Source organism: Cohnella terricola, assembly GCF_007786475.1.
Lineage (GTDB): Bacteria > Bacillota > Bacilli > Paenibacillales > Paenibacillaceae > Cohnella > Cohnella terricola.
Genome location: NZ_VNJJ01000006.1, coordinates 42,961 through 61,842, shown reverse-complemented (window position 1 = coordinate 61,842; position 18,882 = coordinate 42,961). Strand labels below are relative to the sequence as shown.

The following is an 18,882-nucleotide window of genomic DNA, read 5'->3' as shown; positions in this document are numbered from 1 at the left end:
CAAGAGGTGTTTATGAACAAGCTGACGATCGCAACGACGCAATACGGACTGACGGATATTACTTCCGAGGAACAATTTTGGGCGGGAATCACGGAGAAAGTCCGTGACGCGGCTGAACAAGGCGCAGGGATGATCGTGTTTCCCGAATATATGACCGCCCATCTGCTCAGCCTGATGCCGCCGATGCTGCACGACGAAGCTTGCCATGAGCTCGATCGTATGACGGACGAATACGTACGGTTTTTTAAGGTGTTGAGCAAGGAAACGGGTGTTGCGATTCTGGCGGGGACCCATATTTGCAAATCAAGCGTGGAAAAGGTCGGAGCAAGCGCCAAATTCTACGTTAACCGGGCGTTCCTCTTCTTCCCGGACGGCCGGATCGAGACGCAGGACAAGGTGCACCTGACGCCGGAGGAACAGATTCGTTGGCCGCTCAGCCCTGGGGACAGCCTGAACGTGTTCGATACCGTATGGGGGAAGATGGCGATTCTAACCTGCTACGATATCGAATTTCCGGAGCTCGCCAGGGCGGCGGCGCTGCGAGGTGTGGAGATGATCCTCTGCCCGTCTTACACGGACAGCTCGCATGGCTATCATCGCGTACGGTACTGCTGTCAGGCGAGGGCGGTCGAGAACCAATTGTTCGTCGCGCTTAGCGGCCTTGTCGGGGCTTTGTCCGAGGAGCGTCCGCAGGTCGATGCGGGCTTCAGCCAAGCCGGCTTGTTCGCGCCGTGCGATTTGCCGTTCCAGCCGGACGGCATTGTCCAGGCCGGTGATGCCAACATCGACATGACGGTACTGGCCGAGGCAGACTTCCACATGCTTCGCGAGAATCGCGCACAGGGCGCGGTTGCTCCGTTCTACGACCGAAAGCCGGAGGTGTACGAGCGCGAGCTTCGGAAGTCCGGGCATTGATCCGGGCAACGACGCAGTCGTGCATCTGCTCTAACAATAAGCCGCTAAACGCTTGGAAGACCGAGCGCTTAGCGGCTTTTTAGCGTAGTTGCATAAATGCAATTAATTGTAGCGGTCAATGACTTCTAGCGATGATTAATTGCAAAAGTACAACTAAATAGGAACTGAATGGCTTCACGAGACTAAAACCTCGCGATTAGTTGCACTTTTACAACTAATTCCTGTTTTGAAGCGGGATTGCCTAAAATAGTTGCACATTCTGCAACTAAATCCGGGCGAGCGACGAATAAACGGGAGAACGACAACAATTCGATCCGCGAACCGAACCGAATTCGGAATGATGACAAGATATAGGTGAATGGCCATTCGGAAAGGAGCAGCATCTTGGAAATCGAAGAGTTAAGCGATCTTGTGAAACGGCACGGTAAAGCGATTTACAGCTTTTGCCGCGTATTGGCGGCGAACCGGGCGGACGCGGACGACCTCTACCAGGAAACGTTCCTGAAAGCCGTGGAGAAGCGAGAACAGTTGGACGCGAGCCGAAACCCGAAAGGATTCCTTCTTTCGATTGCCGTCGGCCTTCGTCGCAACCATCGTCGGAAATTCGCCTGGCGACAGCGAATCGCGCCTATGGACGAGCTTGCCGCCGCCGATGACAGGTTCGACCTTGCCGGGGGAGCCACCCCGGAGGAGACGGCGATCTCGCGTGAACTTCGCGATCGAATCCGGGACGCAGCCGACGGGTTGGGCGATAAGCTGAAAATTCCGCTTTATCTATTCTATACCGCCGACATGTCTGTCGATGAGATCGCGTCGGCGCTTCAGATACCCGTCGGAACCGTCAAAAGCAGGCTTCATCAGGCGCGCAGGACGATGAAAGAAAAATTGGAGGCGGAATTGTTGTGAATGACTCCGAAAAATTAGACCGTCTGCTTAAACAGGCATTGGCTTCGGAAGAGGAGCCCGAAGAAAAGCTGAACGAAGAACTCATAAATCGATATAAGGAGAGAAACCGGATGAAGAGGGGAACAAGAAAAAGATTATCCGCCGGCGTATTGGTCGCCGTGCTCGCGGTTGCGCTGTCCGCAACGGCGTACGCGGCGACGCAGCTGTTCAGTTCCAAACAAGTTGCCGAGCATCTCGGGGAGAAGGCGTTGGCCGGCGCGTTCGGAAGCAGCGACGCGATCGAGATCAATAAGACGGTCACTTCGGGAGGGTATGAAGTGACGCTGCACGGCATCGTGTCAGGCGCGGGACTTCGAGGGCTCGATGCTTCCGGGATTTCTTCGGACCGGACGTACGCGGTCGTGTCCGTTGCTCGACAGGACGGCAGCCCGATGCCGAAAACAAGCGATCCGGAATACGGGAAGGATCCGTTTTTCGTCTCCCCCCTGATTAAAGGGCTGAAGCCGTGGCAGGTGAATATCTTTACGATGAAAGGCGGTTACGCTGAGACCGTCGTGGACGGAATCGCTTATCGGCTCATTGAATGCGACGGAGTGGAAATGTTCGCCGACAGGGGTGTGTATCTGGCCGTCAGCAGCGGCGGCAGCTTCTTCAGCAAAGATGCGTTCGTGTACGACGAACAAACGGGGGAGATCGCTCCGAACGGCGATTACGCGGGAGCGGCGGTATTGTTTGACCTGCCGCTGGACAAGGTCAAAGCAGATCCGGCGAAGGCGGACGCGTATTTGCGCGAGTTGCTGAAGGAGCCTTCGGACGAGAAGACCTCGGAAGCGTCCGCATCCCCCGGCAGCCCCGAGGATGAGCTAGTGAACGAGATGGAACGCTTGAACAGCAAAATTCCGGACGCCAAGGTTCTGGAAGGGTCCGTCCTCGAGGTCGGTTACGACGGCAAAGGGAACATCGTCTACGATTACGACGGCTGGCACGTCGTAAGGCTTGCTGAAACATTGTTCACCGAAGGCCAGACGGGCGAATGGGTAGTTGCGGGCTTCAGCGGCGACGATAGCGGATACAAGGCGCTGCAATTTTCCAAGGATGAGCAGGGCGTGGTAAAGGGACGCATCCTCCTACTCGATTAAATGGCCGGCTGGAGGAAACCAGATCGTGCGAAGGTTGACCCAGCCTTGGGAGTTGAAAGTGACTCCCCGGACGGTCGGCAGGTAGGCGGTCGGCAGCGGCTTTTCCGATAAGACGTGCAATTGGTTTTCCTTCAAGAGGAGCCGGTCGATGATATCCAGATCCTCCGTCCTTGCATCCGGATCCGTCTCCCGGACGACGCGGCGCAGCGCCGTTTCGATATCGATCCGGGTATGGGAGTCCACGTGTTCGGCGATCGTCAGATAGAGATCGTATCGTCTTAACTGCTCGTCCCGGTCGCGGGACAGGGAGAACAAGATCAGATCGGATTCCAGCCGGATCGCTCCTTTAAATTCTTCGGGGGAGACGGACACGACGTTGCAGGCGTAACCGAATTGTCCGAGGCGGTCGGCGAGCGCATCGGCGTCCGATTTGTAGGGCGGAATTGTCGCGATCTGAATCGGCACAGGCCCGTCTTCCCGAGCCGAAGACCGTGCCTCGTTTTCCAAGCAGGTGAATAAATGAGCTCTTACAGTCGGATCGGTTAACGGTCCGGCTTTTTGCGTGTTGCAGGTGACGAATTTCCGGACCGTCGTATCCGAGTGGATATGGGTCCAGGAAGGCTCGCCGGCGGACAAGTTCGGAATGACGTGGAACGGCGATACCGGTTCGGTTTGATGGGCCGCGGGTTCGTCCGATGCCCAAGGAACATGCACGATCTCGACCCGGTCCAGGTGCGCTCTTCCTTGAAAATAAGAGCCGAACGCCTCCAGAACGCATATCCCTTCATTCATGGCCGCCACCTTGAAGGGGCCGGTTCCGATCGGTTCTGTACCGAAGCGATAACTTCCCAATTGATTCAGCTCTTTGGGAACGATCGCGGCGCGGCTCGTGCACAGAAATGGGAGGAATAGCTCGTTCGGTTCCTCGAGCTCGAAGCTGACGACCGTCGGGCTTAGCGCACGGACGGATTTGATTTGCTTATAGATATAGCTGTACAGCGTTCTTCGCGATGACCGGATCAATCGTTCGAACGTGTATACGACATCGTCCGCGGTCAACACTTTGCCATGGTGAAAGAGGACTTCCTTGCGCAGGAAAAAAGTCCATTTCGTGCGCGCGTCGTCGGCTTCCCACGCATGGGCGATGCCCGGGGCGATCTCGCCGCGCCTTTCCGTACCGCGGACAAGGCCGTCGAAAACGTGGCTGGCGACGAAAGATTCGGCGAGCAAGTTCATGTATAGCGGATCGACGGTATGAAGCGGCTGGCGAATCGGAATGCGGAGCGTGTCGATCTGCCGATCTTTTCTCGTTTCGGCGTGATGGCCGAAATAGGAGAGCAGCCAACCCTGCAGATGGTCTTGAAGAGCGGAAGACTGCCGATGTATCCGGATCTGCCCGATCGCGCGAGCGACGTCTTTCCGATCGATCGCCTGCAGCATAGCCTGGGAGGCAATATCTTCGGCCTGCGCAAGAAAACTGAGCTCCGAACGCCGACCTCGTCCGCGGGAAGAAGCCCAGCCGATCCAGCCGTTCCGGCTCATCGCGCGAACGATATTGGCGGCATTGCGAGGCGTGCAGTCAAGCAATTTGCCAATCTCGTCCAAGGTTGTCCAGGCGGGGGTCGCGTCCCCGAAGCGGGAATGCAGCAAAAGAAACTGTTGATGCAGCTTCATGGGTCCTCCTTTATTCAAAGCCTCTTCGTTAAAATAGGAAATTTTCCAGTCGTTAGTTTCTATTTATTTTCCTATTTTAACATCTAAAATAGGCATTAGAAAACGAGAAGCGGAAGGTGATAGGGTGAACACGTTACGAAAAGCTGCAACGGGGAGTCCGTTGGTCGCCCTGATCGGGGCGTTCGCGCTGGCGGTCGGCCATCAGTATTTATTTTACGGACACGTTCCGGGGGTTTCGTTTCCCCTGTTCGTCATTCTGTTGTACATATACTTATTTCACGATTGGAGGGCGCGCCTGGGGGAGATAACGGGAATCGGATGGTTTCTGGCGGCAGTTATTCTTTTGCTGTCTCTGACCTTTGCGCTGTTTCATAATCCGGTGTTTCGGGCACTGAATTTGCTCGTCGTACCGGCGCTGGTCTTCGTTCATCTCGCCTACGTTCGCGGAGCGAATCGCGTCGCTTGGTGGGACTATCGGATTGTGGGTGAAGCCTGGAGACATCTGGTTCCCCAAAGTCTTCGTCACGTTCCGACGATCTTTCGCTTGATGAAGATCGCGCTGTTCCGCAAGCTCGGAGCGAATCGGAAAGCTACGGCGAACAAAGTCGCGATCGGGCTTGTCGCCGCCGCTCCGCTCCTCGTCATCGTCGTGGCGCTGCTCGCTTCGGCGGACGGGGCGTTCAACCGGGTGCTGAACGGCATCCCGGAATGGGGGAGCCGGATTTTCATCGGCGAAGGGTTGGCGCGGGGAATCTGGATCATCGGTCTTGGCGTTCTGTTCTTCGGATACTTCCGGGGCTTCGCGAAGCCGAGAAGAATCAGGTCCAACGTTTTCGTTCAAGAGGACGCCCCCATCGGGGGAGCGCGGATCGCCAAGGCGGGAATCGATCCGGTGATTCTCGCTACGGTGCTTGTCTCGGTGAACGCGGTGTATCTGCTGTTCGTGGCCGTCCAATTCGGTTATCTGTTCGGGGCTTGGGACGGTCAACTGCCGGACGGGACGACTTACGCGGAATACGCCAGAAGAGGGTTCACCGAACTGGTAGCCGTGACCGCGATTAATTTCGTCCTGTTGATGACGGCGTTAGTCTACGGAGGACAGCTCAAGAGGTTTATCGCCGCGTTGCTCTACATCCTGACCCTTTCTTCAGGAGTCATGCTGTTTTCCGCATATATCAGGCTCGCCATGTATGAAGAAGCATACGGATATACGTATATCCGTTTTCTCGTCCATGCTTTTATGATCTATTTGGCCATTCTTTTGCTCATTGCCGCGCTTCGTATCCGCATGCCGGTCATCCCGATGGCGAAGTGTTACGTCGTGCTCAGCCTGGCCGCTTATGTGGTTATCAACTACGTGGGCATGGACCGTATCATCGCCGAGCAGAACATCGATCGGTTCGAGGAAACCGGCAGAATCGATCGCCCATATTTGAGCGGCCTCGCGCCGGAAGCCATACCGAGGCTTGTTCGATTCAGCAAAGACAATAAGGACGAAGAAATGATCGGATTGCTCGATAACCGCCGGGCAGATTTGGCTCTGGAAGATCGGGATTGGAGATCTTTTAACGTGTCGGTCATCTCGGCGGAGAAGGCGTTAAACGAATTGTATGAACATTAGAGCAGAATGGGGGAGGCGCGGACATGGGATACATCGCGGAGTTAAGATCAGTAGTCGGCACGAGACCGTTGATCATGGCAGGAGCATGCGTGCTTGTGTTTGACGAGAACGGTCGCCTGCTCTTGCAACGACGCACGGATAGCAGCGATTGGGGGACGATCGGAGGAGCACTCGAACCGGGAGAAACGCTGGAGGACGCGGCAGCCCGGGAGCTGTGGGAGGAGGCGGGATTACTTGCGGATGGGTTCCGGTTTATCGATCTGTTTTCCGGCCCGGACATGTACTACCGCTACCCCCATGGAGACGAGGTATATAACGTAATGGCCGTGTATGAAGCGCTCGGGGTCAAAGGGACTCCCGCCGTGAACGATCATGAGGGAATCGAGTTGGGCTATTTTTCTTTGGACGAACCGATCGCGGAGCTGAACCCTTTTACCGGACTCGTACTAGCCAAGTTGGGATATCCGATCCCCTCGAAGCGGAAGGAGGCATAATCGCCATGTATGTGGAAATGTGTATAATGAGGACATCGGGTACGAGGAAGGATGAGAAAATGCTGGCGGTTAGCGAATACAGCGTGGAGTTAGTGAAGGACCCTTTTCGGATTTTGGCGGGCAAGCGTTACGAGTTCGTGATCCAGTTGGAGCTTGACGAGGAAGACGAGCTCTACTCCGCGGAAGGGATCGAGATCAAAGCCGTCTATAAGGTGGACGGGGACGAAGCGGGCGTGGTAAGTTACGGTTTGTACGAGAAATCGACGGGCCGGTACATCGACGCCGAGCTGGAGGACGAGGAAGAAGAGGCGTTGGCCGCCTTCTGTCGTGAGCATTACGCGGAAAGCGAAAATTAACCGATACATCCCAGAGCGGTGAGCATCCGGCAATTTGAGTCGGCCTCGCCGCTTTCTTTATATCGGAAATTTAAGGTTTTGTTCGTATAGACGCGAACGAATGGAGCGGTTAAGATCGAAGCATGTGCACAAAAAATGGCAAATAGGGAGGGTGAAGACACTGTCGTTCGTCATTCGCCTGAAGTGGTTTTTCAAGGAGAGATGGGGAAGTTATTCTTTGGCCATCGGCTTAATGGCGCTGGTCAGCCTGCTATCGATGATACCTCCCCGGCTCATCGGGAACAAGATCGATGTTATGCAGAAAGGAACGCTGTCGGTCGCCGAATTGAGCCAGACCGTTCTATTACTTGTCGGCTTGTCATTGCTCATGTACGTACTCGTATACATATGGATTACATCGTTGTTCGGTAATTCGGTGCTGATCGAGAAGTTGCTTCGATTTCGGCTGCTTAAGCATTTGACGGGAATGCGCCCCTCGTTCTTCCAACGACACAGCACTGGGCAATTGATGGCGCTGGCGACCAACGACGTGCTGGCGATCGGACAGACGGCCGGCTACGGCGTCATGACGCTTGTCAACACGCTGGTCGGCATTTCAGTCGTCGTTGTGATGATGCTCAGCTTTATCAGCGCGAAGCTGATGATTGCCGCGCTGATCCCTCTGCCGCTGCTCGTTGTCGTCATCAGCAAGCTGGGAGGGATTGTGCGCGGCAGGTTCATGGCTGCGCAGGAAGCGTTCGGCCGAATGAACGATCACGTTCTGGAGGCGATTTCCGGCATTCGGGTCATTCGTTCTTACGTGCAGGAGAAGGACGACCTGCAAGCCTTCGACCGGATGACGACGGACGTGATGGACAAGAATCGCAGGGTGGCGATGTTGAACGCGTTGTTTCATCCTTTGATTTCTCTGATCGTCGGATCGAGTTATGCGATTGGGATCGGATACGGCTCTTATATGGTTTTCCGGGATGAAATTTCGCTAGGCCAGCTTGTTACCTTCAACATTTACTTGGGTATGCTCATCTGGCCGATGATCTCGTTCGGTGAGTTTATTAACGTTCTACAGAGGGGCAGCGCCTCGGCGGGACGGCTCGACGACGTACTGAGTGAGCAGGCGGACGTACAAGATGCCGATGATCCGGTCGAACCTAATGTTCCCGAATCTATCGAAATGAGGGCGCTGACTTTCGCTTATCCGACCGCCGCCGCTCCGAGCCTGATCAACGTATCGGTGCGACTGGAGCGGGGACAGACGCTAGGCGTCGTCGGCAAAACCGGAAGCGGCAAGAGTACCTTGCTGAAGCAGCTTCTGAGGCAGTATCCGCTGTCATCGGAAATGCTATTCCTGTCGGGCGTTCCGGCAGAAAGAATCTCTCTCGACCGCATGAAACAGTGGATGGCCTACGTACCGCAGGAGCATCTGCTGCTCTCCAAGACGATAAGCGAGAATATCGCGCTCGGCAAACCCGGCGCCACACCGGAGGAGGTGGCCCGCGCGGTCGAGATGGCGTCTTTTTCCAGCGATGTCTCGCAACTGCCGCAAGGGCTGGACACGCTTGTCGGCGAGAACGGCGTTATGCTGTCCGGAGGTCAGAAACAGCGGTTATCTATTGCTCGGGCGCTGCTGGTAGACGCGGAAATTTTGCTGCTGGACGATTCCTTGTCGGCGGTCGACGCGCGGACGGAAAGCCGTATCGTGGCGAATCTAAGGCGGGAGCGTGCCGACAAGACGACGTTGATCACGACGCATCGCCTGTCCGCCGTCAGCCACGCCGACTGGATCCTCGTGCTGGACGAGGGGCGCGTGAAGGAAGAAGGCACGCATGAGCAATTGATGCTCCTGGGCGGCTGGTATAGGCAGCAGTGGGACCGCCAGCAGATGGAAGCCGGCTTGGAAGAATAATCGGATCGGAGGCTCGTATGGCATCCAAACGTTCGAGCGGGAGCAGACTGCTCTCCTATGCACTCGTATACAAATATCGAATTATCGGCGCTTTGGCGCTGTTGCTCTGCGCGGTAGGCGCGGAGTTGGGCGGTCCATATATTATCAAGACGATCATCGACGGACATTTGACGCCGCGCACGGACGATATCGGCCCCGTACTGGGTCTACTCGCGCTATACATCGGCTTGATTTTGGCATCGGGGCTGCTGAATTTCTCGCAATCCTATCTGTTGCAATCGACCGCGCTGCGCATCATCAAAAACATGAGAATGGACGTCATGCGCCACATTCAGCGTATTCCCCTTCGGTATTTCGATAACACACCGATCGGGCAGATCGTATCGCGCGTCGCCAACGATACGGAAGCGATACGGGAGCTGTTCATGAGCTTCATGGCGACGTTCGTCGTCAGCTTCGCGCATTTGATTGGAATCTATGCGGCCTTGTTCATTCTGGACGCGAAGCTGGCCGTTTACACGTTAGCCCTTCCGCCGGTGTTTGCGCTGATCATGTACTTTCATTTGAAGTTTTCCAAGAAGTACGTTTCTATCATGCGCGCGAGGCTCAGCGATATGAACGCGATGCTCAACGAATCGATTGCCGTCATGCCGATTATCCAAGCCTTCCGCAGGGAAAAGGTGACGCTGGAGGAATTCGACCGGCTGAACGAGGATCGCTACGACGCGCAGGTCAAGCAGTTCCGCGTATTCTCCCTTTCGTCGCGGAATATCGTCGGAACGATCGGAAGTCTCGTCACCGCTTACGTCATTTGGTACTTCGGCAATCTTTCGCTGTCCGGCACCGTGTTGTCGATCGGCGTGCTGTACGCGTTTATCGATTATTTGGGACGGATATTCAACCCGATAATCGGTATATTCGACCAACTGATGAACGCGCAGCGGGCATTCGTCTCCGCGGATAAAGTGTTCGCCGTTCTCGATATGGAGGGCGAGGAGGTGGAGGATGCTTCCGGAGCGGCTAAGCCGGAGGGCGAAGTGAAATTCGAGAACGTGACCTTCGCTTACAACGGCGACGATCACGTGCTGCGGAACATCTCATTCGAAGCCCGCAGAGGAGAGACGGTGGCGCTCGTCGGGCATACGGGGTCGGGCAAAAGCTCAATCATCAATCTGCTGCTGGGCTTTTACGAGCCGGGAGCGGGGCAGATTACGATAGACGGCGTCGATATTGCGACGCTGTCCAAGCAGGAACTGCGCAAGCATATGGGAATCGTGCTGCAGGACCCGTATTTGTTCGCGGGTGACATCAAGTTCAACGTCAGCTTGTATAACAAGGAGATTTCTCCGGACCGAGTGAAGCAGGCGCTGTCCGACGTTGGGGCGGCCCCTTTTGTCGAGCAGCTTCCGAACGGATACGACGAACCGGTCGTCGAGCGGGGGAGCACTCTGTCGTCGGGGCAGCGTCAGCTGATCTCTTTCGCTCGGGCGTTGGCGTTCGATCCGTCCATTCTGATTCTCGACGAAGCGACCGCCAGTATCGACAGCGAGACGGAAGGCTTGATCCAGCAGGCGCTCAAAGTCGTCAGCGAAGGCCGAACGACGCTCATCATCGCGCACCGGCTGTCCACGATCCGCGACGCCAGCCAGATTCTTGTGCTGCATCGCGGCGAGATCGTCGAGCGCGGCACCCACGACGAACTAATGGCGCTTCGCGGCCGCTACTTCAAGATGTATCAGCTTCAGACGGGGGAGAAAGCCCCTTTGCCGGCCTGAGGTTGAGGCTGCGTGGGATGTCTTACGGTCTGGCGGACCGTAAGAAGGGTGAAATCGTGGCCGGCGGGATGTCTTACGGTCTGGCGGACCGTAAGGAGGGCGAAATAGTCGCCAGTGGGTCGTATAACGGTCTGCCAGACCGTAACAAGGGCGAAAACGCCGCCAGTGGGTCGTGTAACGGTCTGCCAGACCGTAACAAGGGCGAAATCGCGACCGCGGGTCGTCTAAGCTATGATGAAAACATAAGCGCGTGAAGCACACCGCTCTGGTTCCCACTCTGGGACTGGGGCGGTTATTTTTATTTTTGAGGAGTGTGAGTGTAGTGGGAAAACAATTTGAATCGGAATATCGTGCGTGGCTGGAACGGCATATTGGTGAAAGTCGAGGAGAGCGTCTTCGGCGAATAAAGGATCGTCACGGTTTTGGAGAAAAATCGTTCTTGGAACATGTGTGGTGGCCGGTCGTAGGAAATTTGGATGATCTACATCCGGAATATGAGTTCATCGACGCCCGGGGAAAATACAGTTACATGGATTATGGATATATTCGCGATCCGGGACCGACCTGCATTGAGTGCGACGGATTCGGGACGCATGCTCGAGATACTGATCGCTATACATTTATGCGCGGTCTGGATCGACAGAATGAAATTGTTTTGGGTGGTTGGAACATTCTACGGTTCTCCGTTGATAAGTTAAAGGAAGATCCGGTTGACTGCCAGAGTTTTATAAGAAGAATGATGGAGGAGTGGTACGGGCAAGAACGACCAGGATTACTCGAAATCCCGCTATATCAACGCGAAATCGTCCGTCTTGCCGCCCGTTCGGTAATTCCGATCACTGTGGAGATGGCATGCGATTGTTTAGGGAAAAAGGAGAAGTTTGTGAGGAGGGAAATTCGGGAGTTGGTGGAGAAGCGGATTCTCGCGGGGGTATCCGGAATAAAGCGCATTTGTGCTTATCGTTTAACTAAGTATGGCAGACAACTTTAGTTTCATAAGAACGGAAGATTGGCCGCCGAGCCGTCTAACGGTCTGCCAGACCGTAAGGAGTGCAAATTCGCCGCCGGCGAGCCGTCTAAGGGTCTGCCAGACCGTAAGGAGAGCGAAATCGCGGTCGGCGGGTCGTCTAACGGTCTGCCAGACCGTAACAAGGGTGAATTCGCCGCCGCCGAGCCGTCTAACGGTCTGACAGACCGTAACAAGGGCGAATTCGCGGCCGGCGAGTCGTCTAACGGTCTGCCAGACCGTAACAAGGGCGAAATCGCGACCGGCGGGTCGTCTAACGGCCTGCCAGACCGTAACAAGGGCGAATTCGCCACCGGTTTTATTGCGACAGCCTATTTCTCGGTCATCTTATTCAGATCGGAGGCGAGCTTGTCCAACTGCAAGAAGCTCTCGACGATATCTCCGATTCTCGTATCCTGCGTCGTCATGCTGGCGGACATCTCTTCCACTGCGGCCATGTTCTGTTCGGTCGCCTCGGTGATCTTGACGATGCGCTCGGTGATGGCATCGTACTGGGTATTCAAATCTTCCGCGGAATGATTTAGGTCGGAGGAATGCCGCTCGTTCTGATGCGAGTCAGCTGCAAGGGAGCGCATTGCTTCCGCAACCTTATTCACCGATTCTCCGCTGCGAATAATGCCGAGCTGTCCTTGGAGAACCTGTTCTGCGGCCAGAGTCGTCTTCGTCCGGATCGTCTCGAGAATGTTCTCGATCAACTCTGTCGATTGGGTGGAGGACTCGGCGAGCTTGCGGATTTCATGGGAGACGACGGCGAAGCCCATGCCGTGTTCGCCTGCCCGAGCGGCCTCTATCGCCGCGTTAAGCGCAAGCAAGTTCGTTTGGTTGGAAATGTTTTTGATCGTCGAGACGATGTCTCCGATCTGCTTGTTTTGCTCGTTAAGCTCTTGCATCAGAGCAGCGGAATCGTCGATCGTTTCATGAACTTGTTTCATCTGCGTCTCGAGCGCTTCCGCTTCATGATTGCCGATATTCGTATAACGGGCGGAATTCTCCGAACGCTCTTTCATTTCCGTCGCATGGGCGGCGAGCGACGCGATCTCTTGCCCGATCAGCCGAATCGATTCGCTGATGTCCGCGACGCCGGAAGTCTGGCTCTCCATACTGGACGCGACTTCGGAGAAAGCAGTGGTTACCTCTTTAGAGATCGTATTGGTCGACGTCATGTTTCTCTTCAGATTGGAACTGAAGTCGTTAAGGGTAACTAGTGACTCCGAGACCTGACCGACGATCTGCTGCGCCCGGTTTCGTTCGGCCACGGCCTGTTCGCGCTGGGATGAAGCTTCGGCTTGTACGCGTTCGCTGAACTTCGCGGATACGTACAGCGGAACGGCGATCAGCAGAAAATAGAGCATGATCGTAAAGGGATCGTTATTGCCGAACATCTCGTCCTTGAAGGGACTGAGGAAACAATAGATCGTAAGCGCGATTCCCGAAAGGCCGGAGAAAGCGATGGCCCGGGAACTGCTGTAAAGACTCATAACCGCCAGATTGACGTAAACAAGAAAATAAGTCGTAATAATGGGGCCGGTCGCGATAAGCAACACGGTCAGTACTGTAATAATCACGGATACCAAGTACATGATATATGGAGACCACCAACGTTTGTATGTCAGCAAGGTGGCCGTACCGCCTGCGATGGTGCCGATAACCGCAAGCACAATGATGGAGTTGGATGGCGCTCCGGCCAGAAAATCCACGACGATTCCCAGGACGAGCATTCCCCAGATGATGTTAACGAGTAGCTTGTTTCTACGATGCAGTATTTCGGTGTTGCCCACTGTCCATCCGCCTTCCGGTCCTATAAAAATAATGTCGAATAACGAAAACAATACCATAATCAACCATCATACTACAATAAAAGCGACGCCGGTATTGCGCCTTCCCGGGAAAATGTGCGCGTTTCTTCATTCAATGGTACACTGGGTTCGATGCACGAAAGATTACGCCTAGGAGGGAATACGAAGCATGAACGCATTTGAATTGTACAATCCGACTAAGCTGGTGTTCGGAGCCAACATGGTCGAACGGCTGGGCGAGTTAGTCGAGCCTTACGGGAAGCGAATCTTGCTCGTATATGGCGGAGGGAGCATCAAGAAATCAGGGCTGTTTGACGACGTCATGTTCCAACTCGGCCGGATCGGAGCCGTCGTGCACGAACTGCCCGGAGTCGAACCGAATCCGCGTCTCTCGACGGTGAACAAGGGGATCGAAATCTGCCGTGCGGAGAACATCGAATTCGTGCTGGCGGTCGGAGGCGGCAGCGTGCTGGACGCGGCTAAAGCGGTTGCGGCGGGAGCGTTGTACGACGGTGACGTATGGGATTTTACGATCCGCAAGGCGGTCATTCAGGAGGCGTTGCCGATCGGTACCGTTCTGACGCTTGCGGCTACCGGCTCGGAGATGAACGGAAATTCCGTCATCACCAACTGGGAAACGAAGCAGAAGCGCGGACTCGGCAGCAAGCATATATATCCGCGATTTTCGATATTGGATCCGAAGCTGACTTACACGGTGCCCGCGAATCAGACGGTTAATGGCATCGTCGATATCATGTCGCACGTATTCGAGCAATACTTTACGTTAACGACGGATATTCCGCTTCAGGAGCGTTTCGCGGAATCGGTCTTACTTACGGTGATCGAGAACGGAGAGAAAGCGATTAAGGACGGCACGGATTATGATGCGCGGGCCAACTTGTTGCTTGCGGGCACGTATGCCCTTAACGGGACGTTGCCGAACGGAGTGACGACGGATTGGGCGACGCACGGCATCGAGCATGAAGTGAGCGCCATCTACGACATTCCGCATGGGGCGGGGCTTGCGATTATTTTCCCGAACTGGATGAAATACGTGTATCAAGAGCGCGTCGGCAAGTTCGTGCAGTACGCGGTTCGGGTATGGGGCATCGATCCGGCGGGCAAGACGGACGAGGAGATCGCGCTTGCGGGAATAGAAGCGACCCGCGCGTACTTTACCAGAATCGGTGCCCCCGCGACGCTCGGAGAGCTGGAGATCGGCGACGAGCATCTGGAGCGGATGGCCGACGAAGCGACGCAATTCGGTCCGATCGGTTCGTTTAAGCAATTGACGAAGGACGATGTGCTTCAGATCTTGAGAAACAGCTTGTAAATTCTCGAGGCGGCATAAGGCGATTCCGAAACTGCTCCAACAACGGGGCGGTTTCTTTGCATTTCCATTTTAAGAATAAGAGATGGAAGGTCTGGTAACAATACCCTGGAACCGGATTAGGAAAACGGGGTGCACGTATGGGGTTTTTCAGCCGCATGTTTACGAATAATAGGTCCAAAAGCAAGGGGACGGCCAAGCGAAGCCATATCGCTTCGGAAGATAGAGCCGTATCCGCAGCGACGAAGGATAACGTCGAATATGTGCAGCAGGCTCTTTATCAGACCGGTGATCTTGAGAACAGGCCGATCGTCTGCTCGGCCGGCCAAGGATGTCTTCTTTATCTTGATTCCGTCTGCGATCCGGACAAGATCCACGAATTTATTCTAAAGCCGCTGTTTGCCGCCGGGGAAGACGATCCGATGAGCGTGATCACGTCCTCCGACGTTCAGAAGCATACGGACCTAGAGAGGGCCATCGATCTTATGCTTGAGGGGTATTCCGTTCTTCATTTCGAAGGAGGACGGGAATGCTATGTCGTCCGAGTTCCCTCGGTGAACAATAGAGCGGTAGAAGAGCCGATGAACGAGAAGGCGATTCAAGGGGCCCACAACGGGTTTATCGAGAGCATGAACGTGAATCTGCAACTGATCCGCAAGCAAATCGGCAGCCGCAATTTGGTCGTTCGCCGGTATAGGCTGGGAAAGATGACGAAGTCCGACGCTTCGATCGTCTATTTGAACGATCTGGCCGATCCGAAGCTGGTCGACGAGATCGATCGCAAAATTAAAGCGATCGACGCGGATAACTTAATGAACGCCTATATGATTCTCGAATATGTAGAAAACCAGTCGTTCTCCCCATTTCCCCAAATCCTGCAGACGGAGCGCCCGGATCGGACGATCGGCAATCTGCTCGAGGGACGGATTGCCTTCCTGATGGAAGGAACGCCGACAGCGTTGATTGTACCCGTGTCTTTTTTCGTATTCTATCAGTCGCCGGACGACTATAATAGCCGAACACTAGCGGGTACTTTCATAAGGCTTCTGAGGCTGTTTAGCTTTTTTATCGCCATTATGCTTCCGGCATACTATATCGCGGTCGTGTCCTTCCACTATGAAGTGATTCCGAAGGAAGTGTTCTACCAGATCAAGGGAAGCGTCGCGAAAATTCCTTACCCGCCTATTCTGGAAGCCCTGTTCATGGAACTGGCGATCGAGTTGCTTCGGGAGGCGGGTATGCGTCTGCCCGCTCCGATCGGCCAGTCCATCGGAATCGTGGGCGGTTTGGTCATCGGCGACGCGGTCGTTCGGGTCGGACTGGTTTCTTACCCGATGATCATCGTCGTCGCTTTGACGGCGATCGCTTCCTTCGTGGTTCCTTCCCACGAGATGAGTTATTCCGTCCGCCTGCTCAGGTTTCCGCTCATGCTCTCGGCGGCTTTTTTGGGGTTTCAGGGTATCGTCTTCAGCCTGATGGCGATTCTGGTTCACTTGTGCATACTGGAGTCGTTCGGCAGGCCTTACTTCGCGCCTCTTGCCCCTATGCGCTTGAAGGACTGGAAGGATTCTCTCATGCGCTTGCCTTTCTGGATGTTGAATGAGCGTCCTATGGAGTCGCATTCCCAGAAGCTAATTCAAGAAAGCAACCGGCAGAAAGGAGGGGCGAAACGATGATCGCGGGTAAAGACAAAATCACGCCGGGACAACTGATGTTTGTGATCATTCAAGCGCAGATCGGGGTTAACATCCTGTTTCTGCCCTCCAGCGTGGAATCCGTCGCCAGCAGCGATGCCTGGATTTCGGTCAGTCTCGCCGGAATAACGACGATGATATTGATTTTGGCCATATGGGGGTTGAGCAGGCGCTTTCCCGGTATGATCCTGTTCGACTATTTGCCGTTGCTGCTTGGAAAACCGATCGGAACAATCGTTCATCTCGTATTCGCGGCATCTTTCATTGCCGAATGCAGCCTCACCTCGTTGTTATTCGTCAACGCCGTTAGAGACTGGATTTTCCCGAATACACCCAAGTCGATCGTCCTGATCTTAATATTAGCCGTATCTCTCTATATGGCGCGAGAGAACCTGCGGGCGATCGCCCGGTTTTTCGTGCTCACCTTCGGTTTGATCTTCCTAATGATCTTTATCGCAACGTACGCATATAAGGAAGCTGATATCATGTACATATTACCGATCAACCAGGCCGGCATCCCGAGTATCATCAAAGGAGCTCTGTTTTCGATGAATTCGTTCTTCGGATACGAGATGCTATTTTTTTGTTATCCTTATGTGCAAGGCAAAAGCAGGACGATCCTTAAAGCCGTCTTTTACGCGAATACATTCTCTGTCCTGGTTTATGTCTATCTGGTGTTCACCTGTTTGCTCGTCTTCACTCCGGAGGAGATTAAAATTATCCCTCAACCGATACTGTACATGGTAAAGGCACTGTCTTTCACAATAATCGAGCGTGCCGACCTCTATTTCCTGACGATCTGGACGGTCGTCGTGACCTCGACGATCATGGCTTATCTCTTTATGTCGGCCAGATCGGTGTCGAGCCTGTTCGGCATGAAGAATCATGCGGGGACAACTCCGTTTGTGACCCTCATTGTTTTCTGTATTTCGCTTTATCCGCACAATCAAGACATGGTCAACAGATTAAAGAGTATCGTCGGGATTCTGGGCAGCGTATCTTTCGTAACATTGCCGATCGTTCTGTTGTGTATCTCCTATTTGTTCAAAGTACAAAGAAAGGAATCGGCGGAAGGATGAGTAGGAGATTTGTTTGCACATTAACCGTCGCCGTAGCGCTAGCGGTATGCGGATGCTGGGATCAGCAGTTGTTAAAGAACGAAAGAACCGTGAGTATAGGCGGCATGGATGAAGCGCCTAAAGGAAAACTCCGGGCAACCGTATCCATTCGGGATACGACGATTACGGAGGCGGGAAGCAAAGATACGAGCGAAATTCATACCGTGGTCGCGAGAAGCACCCAGCATGCCAGGCAGAAGATTGACGAAGAAGTGTCGGGAATCTATTCGGCCGCGAAATTGCGGGTTCTGCTATTCGGAGAAGAATTGGTTAGAAATCACGATATCATGCCTTTTCTGGACGTCTATTACCGAGATCCAAAGAGTCCGCTTAGCGCGAGGATAGCCGTTGCCCGAGGAACGGCGGAGGAGTTGATCCGGCTGAAGATGGTCGGCGACAAGACGATCGGCTTATACGTCGATGACCTACTGAAAAGCATGGAACTGGACGCGGCCATCCCGCAGGTCAATATTCAGACGCTTCATCCCTTGGACCGCGGATTCGATTTTTCGTTACCGTTGTTGGCCGTCAAGAGAGGAGTTCCGGCCGTGCAAGGCATGGCTTTGTTCAACGGAATTCGCTTGACGGAAACGCTAAATCTTGATGAATCCCGGGTTTATTTGCTATTGACCGGATTGGGTAAACAAAATTTAAGAATGACGCTACAGCCTATGGAAAAAAACAAATCAAGCGGGTACCAGTACGTCACGATCAATGTTAAAAAAATTAGGCGCAGTTTAAAGGTGATCGTCGCGGACGATCAGGAAATTCAGGTGAGACTGAATCTGAAGCTAAGGGTGGCGGTCGAGGAAGATCCGAGCAATCATCTGTACAAAATGAGCGTGATGCATAACCTGGAACGTCTCTTATCGGAGGAGTTGACGGATAACTCAAAAAAGATCATCCGTAAAATGCAGAAGGCTGGCCACGACGGCTGCGGCGTTGCCCGCAGGCTGATGGCTTTTCACCCGAAGCTGTGGAAGCGGATCGATTGGAAAAAAGAGTACCCGCAAGTTCGCTTCGACACGCGCGTGTCTTTGGAAATCGTAAATACGGGAATTACGCAATGAGAAGGTAGGATATTCCACCCAAGCTTCGAATATATAGAAAAGGAGAAAAATTTCTTAAAGACTT

The 18,882-nt window shown here is 54.1% G+C and carries 16 protein-coding genes; 14 read left to right on the top strand and 2 right to left on the bottom strand.

Annotated elements, in window-relative coordinates; genetic code table 11:
* Window positions 1–12: 12 nt before the first annotated feature.
* The 3 genes from FPZ45_RS12245 (at window position 13) to FPZ45_RS12235 (ending at window position 2,960) form a co-directional block, all read left to right on the top strand.
* A complete protein-coding gene (locus FPZ45_RS12245) occupies window positions 13–915 on the top strand; it encodes a carbon-nitrogen hydrolase family protein (protein WP_144701811.1) in 903 nt (300 codons plus the stop codon).
* 384 nt (window positions 916–1,299) lie between these two features.
* Window positions 1,300–1,821: an RNA polymerase sigma factor gene (locus FPZ45_RS12240; RefSeq protein WP_144701808.1), complete on the top strand. Its 522-nt coding sequence runs from the start codon at window positions 1,300–1,302 to the stop codon at window positions 1,819–1,821.
* Window positions 1,818–2,960, top strand: a complete 1,143-nt coding sequence (locus FPZ45_RS12235) for a hypothetical protein (protein WP_144701805.1) — start codon at window positions 1,818–1,820, stop codon at window positions 2,958–2,960. Before FPZ45_RS12240 ends, FPZ45_RS12235 begins: the two co-directional genes overlap by 4 nt.
* Here the strand turns inward: FPZ45_RS12235 and FPZ45_RS12230 are convergent.
* Window positions 2,949–4,634, bottom strand: coding sequence for an ABC transporter substrate-binding protein (locus tag FPZ45_RS12230; RefSeq protein WP_144701802.1), 1,686 nt, complete (start codon window positions 4,632–4,634; stop codon window positions 2,949–2,951). The genes FPZ45_RS12235 and FPZ45_RS12230 overlap by 12 nt on opposite strands.
* 124 nt (window positions 4,635–4,758) lie before the next feature.
* Here FPZ45_RS12230 and FPZ45_RS12225 point away from each other — a divergent pair, with 124 nt between their 5' ends.
* The 7 genes from FPZ45_RS12225 to FPZ45_RS12195 all read left to right on the top strand — a co-directional run bounded on the left by FPZ45_RS12225 (window position 4,759) and on the right by FPZ45_RS12195 (window position 11,774).
* Window positions 4,759–6,255, top strand: a complete 1,497-nt coding sequence (locus tag FPZ45_RS12225) for a DUF4153 domain-containing protein (RefSeq protein ID WP_144701799.1) — start codon at window positions 4,759–4,761, stop codon at window positions 6,253–6,255.
* A gap of 23 nt (window positions 6,256–6,278) precedes the next feature.
* Window positions 6,279–6,749: an NUDIX hydrolase gene (locus FPZ45_RS12220; RefSeq protein WP_144701796.1), complete on the top strand. Its 471-nt coding sequence runs from the start codon at window positions 6,279–6,281 to the stop codon at window positions 6,747–6,749.
* A 5-nt stretch (window positions 6,750–6,754) separates the two neighbouring features.
* Window positions 6,755–7,105, top strand: coding sequence for a DUF6509 family protein (locus FPZ45_RS12215; RefSeq protein ID WP_246120427.1), 351 nt, complete (start codon window positions 6,755–6,757; stop codon window positions 7,103–7,105).
* Window positions 7,106–7,265: 160 nt separating this feature from the next.
* Window positions 7,266–9,008, top strand: a complete 1,743-nt coding sequence (locus FPZ45_RS12210) for an ABC transporter ATP-binding protein (protein WP_144702608.1) — start codon at window positions 7,266–7,268, stop codon at window positions 9,006–9,008.
* 17 nt (window positions 9,009–9,025) lie between these two features.
* Complete coding sequence (locus FPZ45_RS12205) at window positions 9,026–10,783, top strand: ABC transporter ATP-binding protein (protein WP_144701793.1); 1,758 nt, start codon at window positions 9,026–9,028, stop codon at window positions 10,781–10,783.
* A 17-nt stretch (window positions 10,784–10,800) separates the two neighbouring features.
* Window positions 10,801–11,037, top strand: coding sequence for a hypothetical protein (locus FPZ45_RS12200; protein ID WP_144701790.1), 237 nt, complete (start codon window positions 10,801–10,803; stop codon window positions 11,035–11,037).
* Window positions 11,038–11,105: 68 nt separating this feature from the next.
* Window positions 11,106–11,774: a DNA-binding response regulator gene (locus tag FPZ45_RS12195; RefSeq protein WP_144701787.1), complete on the top strand. Its 669-nt coding sequence runs from the start codon at window positions 11,106–11,108 to the stop codon at window positions 11,772–11,774.
* Between the two features lie 347 nt (window positions 11,775–12,121).
* Here the strand turns inward: FPZ45_RS12195 and FPZ45_RS12190 are convergent, their stop codons facing one another.
* On the bottom strand, window positions 12,122–13,588 hold the full coding sequence (locus FPZ45_RS12190) for a methyl-accepting chemotaxis protein (protein ID WP_144701784.1): 1,467 nt from the start codon (window positions 13,586–13,588) through the stop codon (window positions 12,122–12,124).
* 187 nt (window positions 13,589–13,775) lie between these two features.
* Between FPZ45_RS12190 and FPZ45_RS12185 the strand changes: the two genes are divergently transcribed.
* The 4 genes from FPZ45_RS12185 (at window position 13,776) to FPZ45_RS12170 (ending at window position 18,818) form a co-directional block, all read left to right on the top strand.
* Complete coding sequence (locus FPZ45_RS12185) at window positions 13,776–14,939, top strand: iron-containing alcohol dehydrogenase (protein ID WP_144701782.1); 1,164 nt, start codon at window positions 13,776–13,778, stop codon at window positions 14,937–14,939.
* Window positions 14,940–15,094: 155 nt separating this feature from the next.
* The gene (locus FPZ45_RS12180) at window positions 15,095–16,612 is read left to right on the top strand and encodes a spore germination protein (RefSeq protein WP_144701779.1); all 1,518 of its coding nucleotides are present in this window, start codon (window positions 15,095–15,097) and stop codon (window positions 16,610–16,612) included.
* Entirely contained in the window at window positions 16,609–17,709 is a 1,101-nt protein-coding gene (locus FPZ45_RS12175; protein ID WP_144701776.1) for a GerAB/ArcD/ProY family transporter, read from the top strand. Before FPZ45_RS12180 ends, FPZ45_RS12175 begins: the two co-directional genes overlap by 4 nt.
* Window positions 17,706–18,818, top strand: a complete 1,113-nt coding sequence (locus FPZ45_RS12170; protein WP_144701773.1) for a Ger(x)C family spore germination protein — start codon at window positions 17,706–17,708, stop codon at window positions 18,816–18,818. Before FPZ45_RS12175 ends, FPZ45_RS12170 begins: the two co-directional genes overlap by 4 nt.
* Window positions 18,819–18,882: the final 64 nt, after the last annotated feature.